Origin of the sequence: Streptomyces sp. HNM0575, from assembly GCF_012726265.1 — a bacterium.
Lineage (GTDB): Bacteria > Actinomycetota > Actinomycetes > Streptomycetales > Streptomycetaceae > Streptomyces.
The window spans coordinates 502,099-513,636 of record NZ_JAASAG010000004.1 but is presented as its reverse complement, the minus strand read 5'-3'; the positions used below and the strand labels follow the sequence as shown (position 1 = coordinate 513,636).

9 protein-coding genes are annotated in these 11,538 nt (G+C 69.7%); 8 read left to right on the top strand and 1 reads right to left on the bottom strand.

The window, feature by feature from the left end; genetic code table 11:
• Positions 1-73: 73 nt before the first annotated feature.
• Positions 74-1,246, bottom strand: a complete 1,173-nt coding sequence (locus tag HCC61_RS13450; protein WP_169135613.1) for an aminotransferase class V-fold PLP-dependent enzyme — start codon at positions 1,244-1,246, stop codon at positions 74-76.
• A gap of 98 nt (positions 1,247-1,344) precedes the next feature.
• Between HCC61_RS13450 and HCC61_RS13445 the strand changes: the two genes are divergently transcribed.
• The 8 genes from HCC61_RS13445 to HCC61_RS30200 all read left to right on the top strand — a co-directional run bounded on the left by HCC61_RS13445 (position 1,345) and on the right by HCC61_RS30200 (position 11,531).
• Complete coding sequence (locus tag HCC61_RS13445; RefSeq protein WP_169135612.1) at positions 1,345-2,109, top strand: IclR family transcriptional regulator; 765 nt, start codon at positions 1,345-1,347, stop codon at positions 2,107-2,109.
• A gap of 222 nt (positions 2,110-2,331) precedes the next feature.
• Complete coding sequence (locus HCC61_RS13440; RefSeq protein ID WP_169135611.1) at positions 2,332-3,780, top strand: SLC13 family permease; 1,449 nt, start codon at positions 2,332-2,334, stop codon at positions 3,778-3,780.
• A 365-nt stretch (positions 3,781-4,145) separates the two neighbouring features.
• On the top strand, positions 4,146-4,856 hold the full coding sequence (rpe, locus tag HCC61_RS13435) for a ribulose-phosphate 3-epimerase (RefSeq protein ID WP_169135610.1): 711 nt from the start codon (positions 4,146-4,148) through the stop codon (positions 4,854-4,856).
• Positions 4,857-5,089: 233 nt separating this feature from the next.
• Positions 5,090-6,079 (top strand): sugar-binding domain-containing protein, encoded by a 990-nt coding sequence (locus tag HCC61_RS13430; protein WP_206322407.1) that lies wholly within the window; start codon positions 5,090-5,092, stop codon positions 6,077-6,079.
• Positions 6,080-6,194: 115 nt separating this feature from the next.
• Positions 6,195-6,671 (top strand): cation:proton antiporter regulatory subunit, encoded by a 477-nt coding sequence (locus HCC61_RS13425; RefSeq protein WP_169135608.1) that lies wholly within the window; start codon positions 6,195-6,197, stop codon positions 6,669-6,671.
• 369 nt (positions 6,672-7,040) lie between these two features.
• Complete coding sequence (locus HCC61_RS13420) at positions 7,041-8,948, top strand: AMP-dependent synthetase/ligase (protein WP_169135607.1); 1,908 nt, start codon at positions 7,041-7,043, stop codon at positions 8,946-8,948.
• A gap of 164 nt (positions 8,949-9,112) precedes the next feature.
• Entirely contained in the window at positions 9,113-9,751 is a 639-nt protein-coding gene (locus tag HCC61_RS13415) for a DUF4142 domain-containing protein (protein WP_169135606.1), read from the top strand.
• A gap of 178 nt (positions 9,752-9,929) precedes the next feature.
• Entirely contained in the window at positions 9,930-11,531 is a 1,602-nt protein-coding gene (locus tag HCC61_RS30200; protein WP_346777174.1) for a DUF1996 domain-containing protein, read from the top strand.
• Positions 11,532-11,538 lie beyond the last annotated feature (7 nt).

The window sequence follows — 11,538 nt, the reverse complement described above, 5'->3', positions numbered from 1 at the left end:
GTCTCACGGACCTCGTGGGTCACGGGCCCGGGCACGGGCCGCCGGGCCCGCGGGCCAGGGGGCGCGGCCCGGATCACTCGCCGCGCAGCCTCTCCAGAGCGGCGCCGAGACCGCCCGACTCGACGGGCACGCCCGCCAGTTCGAGGCCCATCTGCACCCCGGCGAGCGTGCCCGCGAGGGTCAGGTCGCCGAGGTGGCCGAGGTGGCCGATGCGGAAGACGCGTCCCGCGAGACGTCCGAGCCCGGCGCCGAGCGACATGTCGAAGCGCTCCAGGATGATCTTGCGGAGCTTGTCGGCGTCGTGTCCCTCGGGCATCACCACGGCCGTAAGCGAGCCCGAGTGCTCCCGTTCGTCCAGGCAGAGCACCTCGAGTCCCCAGCCGCGGACGGCGGCGCGGGTGGCGGCGGCGTGCCGGGCGTGCCGTGCGAAGACGTTCGGCAGGCCCTCCTCCCGCAGCATGCTCACCGCCTCCTCCAGCCCGTAGAGGAGATTCGTCGCCGGGGTGTACGGGAACGAGCCCTGCTTGTTCGCCTCGATGACCGGCAGCCAGTCCCAGAAGACCTTGGGCAGCCGGGACGTGCGGTGCGCGGCGAGCGCCTTGTCGCTGACGGCGTTGAAGCTCAGGCCCGGCGGCAGCATCAGCCCCTTCTGGGATCCGGCCACGGTGACGTCGACGCCCCACTCGTCGTGCCGGTAGTCGATGGAGCCGAGCGAGGAGATGGTGTCGACGAGCAGCAGCGCCGGGTGGCCGGTCTCGTCCATGACCCGGCGGATCTCCGGAATGCGGCTGGTCACGCCCGTGGACGTCTCGTTGTGCACGACGCAGACCGCTTTGATCTCGTGCCGCGTGTCGGCGGCGAGCCGCTCGGCGAGAGCCTCCGGGTCCGCGCCGTGGCGCCAGTCGCCGGGCACGAAGTCGGTGCCGGTCTCCAGCCCGAGCGAGCCGGCCATCTCGCGCCACAGCGTGGAGAAGTGACCGGTCTCGAAGCTGAGTACGCGGTCCCCGGGGCTGAGGGTGTTGACGAGCGCGGCCTCCCACGCGCCCGTGCCGGACGCCGGGTAGATCACGACGGGACCCGAGGTGCCGAAGACCGGGCCCAGCGCCTCCAGCAGACGCAGCGTCAGCGCCCGGAACTCCGGGCCGCGGTGGTCGATCACGGGCGCCGACATGGCGCGGAGTACCTGGTCGGGAACGTTGGTCGGGCCGGGGATCTGTAGGAAGTGGCGACCGGTACGCGGCGTCATGGGCCGGCTCCTCGCAAGGGCTTGTGCCGTATAACGGCACGCTGTATCGTCAGGCGGCACGCTGGAGCCTAGGGTTCCCCCACGGAACGAGTCAATGGATGCAGAACGTCCTCAACGCCCTGCGGGCACTCGAAGAAGTCGCCGTCCGCCAGCCGATAGGCGTGGCCGACCTGGCGCGCGCCATGGGACTGCCCAAGTCCTCGGTGCAGCGCACGCTGATGACGCTGAAGGAGGCGGGCTGGATCCGCCCCACCGGGACCGCCCCCACCCGCTGGGTCGTCACCACCAAGGCGCTGCACGTCGGGCGGCACGCCACCGGCGAACTGGGCCTGCGCGACATCGCGTTGCCGGTGATGGAGGAGCTGCGCCGCCGTACCGACGAGACGGTTCACCTGGCGGTGCGCGAGGGCAGCAACGTGGTGCTGGTGGAGCGCCTGGAGACCTCGCAGCCCGTACGGATCATCCTGCCGCTCGGCCAGGACCTCTCGTCGCACGCGTCCGCCAACGGCAAGGCCGTGCTGGCGGCCGACCCCCCGGAGGCCGTCGAGCGCTATATCGCCCAGGGGCTGCGGCAGTTCACCGGCACGACGATCACGGATCCGGTGCGGCTGCGCGCGGAGCTGGCGCTGACCCGGGAGCGCGGCTGGGCGGTCAACGGCGGCGAGTGGCGCGCGGACGTCTCCGCGGTGGCGGCCGCGGTCGTCGGGGAGACCGGACTGCCCGTGGCGAGCATCAGCGTCAACGTGCCGACGAGCCGCATGACGGACGACGCGCAACCGGTGTACGGCGCACTCGTCAGCGAGGCGGCCAAGAGAATCGGTGCAGCTCTGGGACGCGCGCACGAGGAGGGCGGCACCGGATGACGGATCTTCACGCGAACCCTTGACGGTCCCCGACCCCCCTCCCATACTCGCCCAAGGCGAAAACCGGATTCCGTATCGCGGAATGATTTTGGCGCTTTGCGGGCAATCCCCGGAAGCGCTCGCAAGGGCGGAGTGACAGGACCCGTAAGGGTTCTGATCGCCCTTCAGACATGTGCCGGCACGCCTTTTCAGTGACCGTTCGACCGAAGGCGAGGAAGCCTCGTGTCAGATCACGTCATAGCCATCAGCGGGTTGGTGCTGGTATTCGCCATCGCCACCTTCACGTCGGTCCACATGGGCGCGCTCGCCATCGTGGCCGCCTTCGTGATCGGAAGCGGATTCGTCGGTCAGTCCGCGGACGACATATTCGGCGGCTTCCCAGGCGATTTGTTCGTCGTGCTCGTCGGCGTCACATTCCTCTTCGCCATAGCCAAGAACAACGGCACGGTGGGCTGGCTCGTCGATTCCGCGACGCGGGCGGTAGGCGGCAGAATCGCGCTCATTCCATGGGTGATGTTCCTGGTCACGGCGGTGCTCACGGCGTCGGGCGCGGTCGTTCCGGCCGCCGTCGGAATCATCGCCCCCATCGGCATGGGATTCTGCACGCGCTACCGGATCAATCCGGTGCTGATGGGACTGCTCATCATCAACGGCGCCAGCGCCGGCGGTTTCTCGCCGATCAGCATCTTCGGCAGCATCACGAACGGCGTCGTGGAACGGAACGAGCTCGACGGCAATCCCACGCTGCTCTTCCTCAGCTCGTTCTTCTTCAACGTGGTCCTCAGCCTCGTTCTGTTCTTCCTGTTCGGCGGACGCAGCCTGATGGGCCGCCGTGCCGAGGACGAATCGCCGAAGGGCTCGCCGGGGAAGCCGTCAAGTGCCGAGGAAGACGAGGGCGGTTCGCTGGTGACGGCGGGCGCACCCGCGGGGTCCGGCGACGAGCCCGCACCCGGCGGGGCCGGAGGCACCGGACCGGCGGCCGCCAAGGGCGGCGGAGCCCCCGCGCCCGTGACCGCTCCCGCTCCCGCAGGGGCAGGCGGTACGGAGGTCGCCGCGGGGGAGGAGGCCGTGCAGCTCACCGGCATCCGGATCCTGACGCTGGTCGGGCTGGTGGGGATGGTCGTCGGATCGCTCTTCTTCGACCTGGACCCCGGGCTGATGGCGCTCACCGTCGGGGTGGTGCTCACGCTCGTGAACCCCGCGTCCGCCAAGGGCGCCGTGGACGCCTGCGCATGGTCCACGGTCCTTCTGGTCTGCGGCATCGTCACGTTCGTCACCATGATGGAGAACATGGGGACCATCGACTGGCTCGGCAAGGGCGTGGCCTCCATCAACGCCCCGCTGCTGGGCGCCCTGCTGATCTGCCTCATCGGCGCGGTCGTCTCCGCCTTCGCCTCCACCACGGGAATTCTCGGGGCGCTCATCCCGCTGGCCGTGCCCTTCCTCCAGGGCGGCCACGTCGGAGCGGTGGGCATGATCATCGCCCTCGCCATCTCCTCGTCCGTCGTGGACTCCTCGCCGTTCTCCACCTCCGGTGCGCTCGTGACGGCGAACGCGCCCGAGGAGCAACGGGACACGGTCTTCCGGCGGTTGATGGTCTGGGGGTTCAGCATGGTCGCCATCGCGCCCCCGGTGACATGGCTGTTCTTCGTCGTGCCCGGCTGGCTCTGAGGACGCAGGCGGTACGCGAGGACGGCACCCGAGAAGGACAGCGACGACGGCGCCCGAACGGCGCCAACGGGCGGGCGCCCACAGGGAATCCGCTTCCCCGCGGGCGCCCGCCCGTCCGCGCCTCCGCGCTCCCGGCCCGCGTCCCCGTACGGCCGCGCTGGTGCTCGGCGCCCGTCCGCGCCTGCCGGGCCCCGAGGCCGGGCTCCGAGGCCGGACCGCTCGCTCCCGGCGGCCGCGCGTCCCCGCCGTCACGCGGGATGACATGATCCGGCGTGCGGTACCCGGACGCCCCGCGCCGCACGGGCAGGGGCAGCACAGGCGGGACCGGGAGAGACCCCGGGCCCGAGGCTCAGATAGGCAGGCACATGGCTCAGATCAGCCCCAGCATCCTCTCCGCCGACTTCGCGCGTCTCGCCGCGGAGGCCGAGGCGGTGACCGGCGCGGACTGGCTCCATGTCGACGTCATGGACGGCCACTTCGTCCCCAACCTCACCCTCGGCGCACCCGTGGTGGAGGCGCTGGTCAAGTCCACCGGCATCCCCGTCGACTGCCACCTGATGATCGACGAGCCGGACCGCTGGGCCCCGCAGTACGTCGACGCGGGAGCCGGCTCCGTGACCTTCCACGCCGAGGCCGCGGCGGCGCCCGTACGCCTCGCACGGGAGATCAGGGCGCTCGGAGCCCGCGCCTCGATGGCGCTGAAGCCCGCCACCCCCGTCGAGCCGTACGAGGACCTGCTGGCCGAGCTGGACATGCTGCTGGTGATGACGGTCGAGCCGGGGTTCGGGGGGCAGGCCTTCCTCGACATCATGCTGCCGAAGATCCGCCGCGCCAGGCGGCTGATGGACAAGCACGGTCTGGAGATGTGGCTCCAGGTCGACGGCGGGGTCTCCGCCTCCACCATCGAGCAGTGCGCCGAGGCCGGCGCGGACGTCTTCGTCGCGGGCTCGTCGGTCTACGGCACGGACGACCCGGCGGCGGCGGTACGCGGTCTGCGCCGGCAGGCCGAGGAGGCCGCGGCCCGCCGTTCCACCGTCCCCGCCGGGCCCGAGGACCCGCCCGGCGATCAACGGTGAGCCGCTGACCACTCGGTTCTCCCGGGAGCGCGCGCACATCGCGGGTTCGGCCCCCGGGCGCGGTGCGCGCACACTGGACGCAGGCCAAGCGCGTACCGGGCGGACCGAGCGCACGGCGGGCGCAAGAGTGGATCGAGGCCCTCCGGGATCTGCAAGGATGAACGCTCAGCGCTGATGCGTACGTACGGCAAGACAGTGAGGTGAGTGCGGTGTCGTCGGGTCGGACCACGCGAATGGGACCCGCCGAGCTCATGCAGGCGGCGGCCATGGCACGCCGCTTCTACCTAGAGGGCAAATCCAAGATCCAGATCGCGGACGAGTTCGGCGTGAGCCGCTTCAAGGTGGCGAGGGTGCTGGAGACGGCGCTGGAGCGGGACCTCGTCCGCATCGAGATCAGGGTGCCCGCGGAGCTGGACGCCGACCGCTCGGACGCGCTCCGCGCCCGCTACGGGCTGCGGCACGTGGTCGTCGTGGAGTCGCCCTCCGAGGCGGCGGACGACGGCGCCGACCCCGAGAACCTGGGCGAGGTGGCCGCCGGCCTCCTCGGCGAGCTCGTCACCGAAGGCGATGTGCTCGGCCTCGCCTGGGGCCGCTCCACCACGCATATGGCCGCCGCGCTGCGGCAGTTGCCGCCGTGCACGGTCGTACAGCTGACCGGCGTCTACGACGCGGGCACCGCCGACCGCGGATCGGTCGAGGCCGTGCGGCGGGCCGCCGAGGTCGCCGGGGGAGAGGCACACCCCGTCTACGCCCCGATGCTGCTGCCCGACCCGGCCACGGCCGCCGCGCTGCGCAGCCAGACCGGCATCGCCCGCGCCTTCGAGTACTTCGACAAGGTGACGGTCGCGGCCGTTTCCATCGGCTCCTGGGAATCGGGCATCTCCACCATCCACGACATGCTCAGCGACTCCGAGCGCGAGCACTACTCCTCGCTGGGAGTGGCCGCCGAGATGTCCGCGCACCTCTTCGACAAGAGCGGCCGGCGCATCGGGCGGGACCTGGGGGAGCGCTGCATCACGGTCGAGGCCGAACGGCTGCGCCGCGTCCCCGAGGTGATCGCCATCGCGGGCGGGCAGCGCAAGGCGGAGGCCATCGGCGCGGTGCTGCGCTCCGGACTGGTCACCAGCATCGTCACCGACACGGCCGCCGCCGACTATCTGCTGTCGGAGGCCGAGCCCGGCCCGAAGCCCGCGCTGGAGCGGGCCGACCCGGACGGCTCGTAGCGCTCCGGTCCCGTCGGCCCGGATGCGGATGCGGGCCGCCGCACCGGGAGCGTTACGCTCGTGACCGCCGCGAAGTGCGGCCCGCATCGCACTCTCCGAGGAGGCCGGGGCGACCATGACCACGCAGCGCACTAAGCTGCCGGGAGTAGGCACGCAGTACGACATCGAGACCCGGGCGGGCCGGCACATCTCGGTGGTCGCGCATCAGGACGGGCGGCGCTTCCTCGGCTTCTACGAGCTGGACGATCCGGACGCCTGCCAGGCCACCGTTCCGCTGGACCCGGACGAGGCGTCCTCCCTCGCGGGACTGCTCGCGCCCGGCGAGGCCCCGCGGCTCGGCACCGCCGAGATGGACCTGGACCTGGTCACCGAGCGGATCCAGGTGACGACCCAGTCGCCTTACCGCGGGCGCCCGTTGGGGGACACCCGCGCCCGTACCCGCACGGGGGCCTACATCGTGGCCGTGCTCCGCCGTACCGGGCCGCATCCGTCGCCGGGGCCGGAGTTCCGGCTGGAGGCGGGCGACGAGGTCGTGGCGGTCGGCACCCGCGAAGGTGCGGACGAGCTGGCCCGCATCATCAGCGGTACGTGACGGGGCGGACGCCGGCGGGCGGCTCGCGTCCGGCCGGCGTCCCGACCGCCCTCACCCGGGTCGTCCTCACCCGGCCGTCCCGTCACGGCAGCCGGCACGGTGCCCCGCCGGGCAGGCGGGGCGACCGCCGGGGACCGCAGCCGATCCGCCGCCGGGACGCGGCGGTTACTCGTGGTCACCCGAGCCGCCGCGGGGCCACGGGCGTCGCACGGCGCGGTCAAAAGGCTCTCTTCCCTCACACACCCTCCTCTGATTCCACGCACGGGAAGATCCGCATTTCCCTAGGCAGCACCCCGTACGGCGAGGTAATTTTCGCGGTCAGTCACTGAACGTCGTGACGAAGGGCAGACGGGGTGAGGGCGGTGCGCCGTGCGTGACTACAGCCTTCCTCCCCTCGTGGAGCCGCTGAGATCCGGCGGTCTCGCCGACTCGGTCTACGAACTGGCCGCACGCGAGCCGGGGTTGCCGCAGCTCGCCCGGCTCGACGGACCCGACGGCAGCAGCGGCCAGTGGCGTGAGACGACCGCCGCCGCCTTCGCCGCCCAAGTGCTCAAGCTCGCCAAGGGGTTGCTGACCGAGGGCATACGCTTCGGCGACCGGGTCGCCGTCATGACCCGCACCCGGCACGAGTGGACGCTCTTCAGCTTCGCCCTGTGGTCGCTCGGCGCCCAGGTCGTCCCCCTGTATCCGCAGTCCTCGGCCGAGCACCTGCGCTGGGTGCTGAGCGACTCGGAGGCGTGCGCCATCGTCGTCGAGCACGAGGACCACGCGATGACCGTGGGCTCGGTCGTCGACGGGCTGCCGCAGCTGCGCCGCATCTGGCAGCTCGACGCGGACTGCGTCGGATGGCTGGCCGAGTCGGGCCGCGCCGTCGAGGACAACGACGTGCACCGCCATCGCTGGGCCGTCACACCGGAGATGGCCGCCGCCGTCATCTACACCTCAGGCACCACGGGCCGTCCGCGCGGATGCGTCATCACCCACCGCAATCTCGCCTCTGAATGCGACACGATCCTCGCCGGCTGGGGCACGCAGATGGGGGAGCCCGGCCGGCAGCCGTCCATTCTCGCCTTTCTGCCGGTGGGTCATGTCTACGGGCTGATGGTGACGGTGCTGTGCATACGGGGCGGTTATCTGCTGGGGCATCAACCTTCCATTTCCGCCCACGAGTTGATGCCCGCGGTCAGATCATTCCGGCCGACGTGCCTGTATGCCGTCCCGTATTTCTTCGAGAAGTTCTACGCGGCGGCACGGATGAAAGCCGTGAAAGCCGGCCGCGGCGACATGTTCGACCGCGCCATGGAGATTTCACGGCGGTACGCGCAGGCCGCGGAGGCCCAGGCCCTCGGCGCCGGACCGGGGCCCAGCACGGGCCTGCGGGCGCGTCACGCCGTCTACGACCGCCTGGTCTACCGGCAGTTGAGGGACGTGCTCGGCGGCCGTACGCGCAACGTCGTCTCGGGCGGCTCCGCCCTCAGCCGCGAACTCGGCCTGGCCCTCGCGGGCGCGGGCATCGTCGTATACGACTGCTACGGCCTGACGGAGACCACGTGTGCCATCACGGCGCAGCCCCCGGGAAGGCCGCGGTTCGGCACGGTGGGACGCCCCATGCCGGGCGCGTCCGTCCACATCGCCCGCGACGGTGAGGTGTGGGTGCGCGGCCCGACGGTCTTCCCCGGCTACACGGGACGCTCCGAGGAGTCCGCGCAGCCACCGGGCTCCCCGTACCCGGGAAGCGGCGCGGGAGGCGGCGCGCACGCCCGGGAGCAGTACGAGGAGACGCTGCGCGACGGCTGGCTCGGCACGGGCGACGTCGGCTATCTCGACGACGGCTATCTCGTCATCACCGGGCGCAAGAAGGACGTCATCATCACCAGCGCCGGCAGGAGCGTGTCACCGCTGGTGCTGGAGACCCGGCTGCGCGCCCATCCCCTCATCTCCCAGGCGCTGGTGGTGGGCGACCAGCGTCCGTACGTGGCGGCCCTGGTCACCCTGGACCCGGAGGTCCTGGAGCAGTGGCGCAAGGGCCGTGAACAGTGGGGTTATTCGGGCCCCGGCTACGGCAACAGCCCCGCGGAGGAGCTGGAACGGGAAGTGGGGCGTGCCGTGGCGGCCGCCAACAGCGCCTTCTCCAGGGCCGAATCGATCCGCTCGTTCCGCATCCTGCCGGAGGAGTTCAGCATGGCCGACGGCCTGGTGACGCAGTCGATGAAGCTGAGAAGAGCCGAGATCACGCGGATGTACGCGGCGGAGATCGACGAGCTGTACGCGGACTGACCGCCGCTGGAGGCGGGACGCGGCAAGATACGACTCGGCAATGTAGCAGTGTCGAACGATCTGAGACCGGTTCTTGTCAGGTCGGGACGAAGCCTCGACCACATCCTCACACACGCCATTAGCGTCCGTCGCACTTCGACAGTTGTGTGTGGAGAGGAGGGCGGATGCGGTCCGCCATGACGTCCGGGCGAGCGATCGGCACCGTGCTGGTCGTTCTGGGGCTCGTTGGAACCCTCGCGGCGCTGCTGTTGCCGACGCAGTTCGCCGACGGCAATCGAAGCATTGCGCTGGCCCGTGCGGGATGGCAGGACGACGGTAAGGGAGTCTGGAAAACCGAATACGGCCCCCTTACACCAATGGACCGTGACTTCATACGCAAAGTGCGGAATGCCGGTCTTTGGGAGCTGCCCGCCGGCCGGTCCGCGCAGGAGCGCGGGACACGGAAGTCGGTGCGGATCGCGGGCGATCATCTCGTCGACGGACACACGGAGTTGGACCGACGGGCCATCGAGGCCGGTCGCACCCTGAAGGTCTCCTTGCCGAACCAGCCCGCCGGCAAGAACCAGGACTACCTGGACGAGATCAACAAATCGCAGGGTGACGCATTCGACCGGGTTCTCGTCGAGAGGCTGCGCCAGGCCCATGGCGTGGTCTTCGGCCTCATTGGCCTTGTACGCGATCAGACCCGCAACTCAATGGTGCGGTCGTTGGCGACCCGGGCCAACGCCATTGTCCTCGATCACATCACAGTTCTGGAGGACACGGGACTTGTGGACTTCGAGGCGCTGAACGACGTGAAATGAGTGGAGTGAAGTCAATATGAGACAAAAAGGCCACAAACGCTCGCGCACGGCGAATAAAACGATAGCGATCGTCGCAGCGCTGGTGGTCGGTGGTGGTGGCGCAGCGGCGATCGGTGTGAGCGCCTTCGCGGGGTCGGACGGTGCCGGCCAAGCTGCGAGCACGATCGACTGTCCCGATGTGAGCCTTGCACTGGGCGAAGTCCCGGACGCTGCCAAGCAGTCCGTGGACCAGAAGCTCGGCACTCTGGACCAGCAGGTCGCAAATGCCTACGGGCAGTGGCACTCCCAGGAGCAGAGTTCTGAGGAGACCTTGGGCCAGCTGAATCAGCAGCGCTCGGAGACGATTCGCAGCATCGGCCAGGACCTCCAGAAGGCCGGTGCCGAGCAGCCCCAGGACATGCAGTCAATGGCTCAGTGCCAGATGATGCAGGACCAAGCCGGCCAGCAGGGAGGCGGAGGTCAGCAGGCGCAAGGTCCGGCTGCCGACGATTTCGTCAAGATCGAGGACGTCCAGCCCAACGCTCAGAAGGAGGAGCAGGGCAACAGCTTCGCCACGGAGTGCGGCACCAACGACGAACAGCACAACAACTCGGACAACGTGGTAGCTGCTCCGGGCGTTGTGAACGGTGCCCACCACATCCACGACTACGTGGGCAACTTCGACACCGATGCCCAGACGTCCGACCAGTCGCTGGACGCGTCCGACACCACGTGCACCAACGGCGACAAGTCGACGTACTACTGGGTCGTTCTCCGTTCGCTGAACGGCAAGGAGGATCAGCGGGGCGCCGTCGGCAACAAGAGCGGTCCCGCCGAGGGCGGCGACAACGCCGGTGGTGACGAGGCGGCGAACAGCGTCAACACGAACAGCCTGACGCACGACTCGCAGGGTCAGGATCAGGGTCAGGACCAGGGCCAGGGTCAGCCTCCGGCCGAGGATCAGGGCCAGGACCAGGGCCAGGACCAGGGTCAGGACCAGGGCCAGGGTCAGCCTCCGGCCGAGGACCAGGGTCAGGACCAAGGTCAGGACCAGGGTCAGGACCAAGGTCAGGACCAGGGCCAGGGTCAGCCTCCGGCCGAGGATCAAGGTCAGGACCAGGGTCAGGATCAGGGCCAGGACCAGGGTCAGGACCAAGGTCAGGATCAGGGTCAGGATCAGGGCCAGGGCCAGGATGATCAGGTTGGTGGCGGCGAGGGCGAGGAGGCCAAGCCCGGCGACGGCGGTTCCAACGACCTCAACGTCGGAACCATCCTTCAGCCCGCTGAAGCCGAGATCCAGTACGCCGCCGGCGGGGACGACAAGGTCACTGCCATGCCGCAGTTCCTGCGCATGCCCACCGGTGACGCCAAGTCCTTCACGAACGGTGACAAGAACGCCAACGCGTCCTGGAGCTGCGAAGGCTTCGAGGACCGCCAGCTCAAGGACAAGTACCCGATCTGCCCCGAAGGGAAGAAGACCCTCCGTACCCTTGCCTTCCAGGACTGCTGGGACGGTAAGAACCTGGACAGCGCCAACCACCGGGACCACGTCGCGTTCTCCAAGGACAACGGCGGCAAGTGCCCTGACGGGTTCCAGGCGATCCCGCAGCTGAAGTTCACGCTCAAGTACGACATCCCCCAGGAGAATCTGGTCAACGCCGATACTCCCTTCGCGGTGGACTCGTTCCCGGAGCAGCTGCACAAGCCCATCACGGACCACGCCGACACCATCATCGACACCGGCGAGGACCTGCAGAACAAGATCGTCGACTGCATCAACAACGGAAAGGGATGCTCATAGAGTTCTG

Coding starts and splice junctions, on each gene's coding strand:
- HCC61_RS13450 (WP_169135613.1), bottom strand. CDS start 1,246: ATGACGCCGCGTACCGGTCGCCACTTCCTACAGATCCCCGGCCCGACC.
- HCC61_RS13445 (WP_169135612.1), top strand. CDS start 1,345: ATGCAGAACGTCCTCAACGCCCTGCGGGCACTCGAAGAAGTCGCCGTC.
- rpe (WP_169135610.1), top strand. CDS start 4,146: ATGGCTCAGATCAGCCCCAGCATCCTCTCCGCCGACTTCGCGCGTCTC.
- HCC61_RS13430 (WP_206322407.1), top strand. CDS start 5,090: ATGGGACCCGCCGAGCTCATGCAGGCGGCGGCCATGGCACGCCGCTTC.
- HCC61_RS13425 (WP_169135608.1), top strand. CDS start 6,195: ATGACCACGCAGCGCACTAAGCTGCCGGGAGTAGGCACGCAGTACGAC.
- HCC61_RS13415 (WP_169135606.1), top strand. CDS start 9,113: ATGCGGTCCGCCATGACGTCCGGGCGAGCGATCGGCACCGTGCTGGTC.